We start from the raw sequence: 793 nt of genomic DNA, 5'->3' as shown, positions 1-793 counted from the left end.
TGCATGCATTGGGGTACAATATCCGCCCAAACTATGCTTACGCCTATACAAATGTGAATAGCYTTAGCGAATGGGTCAGCTCGGGTGCTATTGAAACCTGGCCACTCTTCGGACAACTGAATGCCCGAATTGCCTACGATGGATACCTCTCTCCTCATTTCCGCCTACGACTTGACTACCAATGGCAGTACGGACGGGCGAAAACGCCTCGCTATACCGGCATGCTAACCAATCAATTTCTTACTTCCCTGGCGTATCAATTTTAACAAAATCATGCAAATCCAAGGATTAATAAGGTTTATCCTGTTCGTGATACCTGTAACACTAACAGGTTGCGGAGAACTTTATTTGGGAAAAGATACCAAGCTGGAATCACCAACGGCGATCTATGATGAGTTCTGGCAGATGTTCGCTCAAAACTACAGCGGCTTTCAGGCCAGACACGTCAATTGGGATTCATTATACACCCTTTACCGACCCCAGGTGTCGGATCAAATGAGTGATCGCCAGTTACTGGCCATCATCGAAAAAACCATACAGCCTCTGCACGATAATCATGTGTTAGTCGGCTCAAAAAAGGTCGGGTTTGTACAAAGTTTTACGGCGACCCCAAACGTTGATTTCCCAGGTCTTGAGGTTATTCGGCAAACATATGCTCCCTCCTTACAGGCCCTAAGTTATCAAATCCATTATGCGGCTCTTACGCCTGAGGTTGGCTATATTCACCTGGGCACCTTTGCCAATGATCCCGGCTTTGCTCAGATCGATCAGGTATTAGAGTCCATGAAAAATG

General features: G+C 46.3%; 1 protein-coding gene and 1 pseudogene. Both read left to right on the top strand.

Annotated elements, in window-relative coordinates; genetic code table 11:
• Positions 1-266 (top strand): hypothetical protein (locus BWI97_RS25855; protein ID WP_233208054.1); only part of this gene is annotated, 266 nt, incomplete at its 5' end.
• Between the two features lie 7 nt (positions 267-273).
• Positions 274-793 (top strand): annotated as a pseudogene (locus BWI97_RS25850) (hypothetical protein); the annotation flags it as partial.

This window comes from Siphonobacter sp. BAB-5405 (assembly GCF_002872335.1).
GTDB lineage: Bacteria > Bacteroidota > Bacteroidia > Cytophagales > Spirosomataceae > Siphonobacter.
The sequence above is the reverse complement of the archived record's forward strand: the minus strand, read 5'-3'. Positions and strand labels throughout refer to the sequence as shown.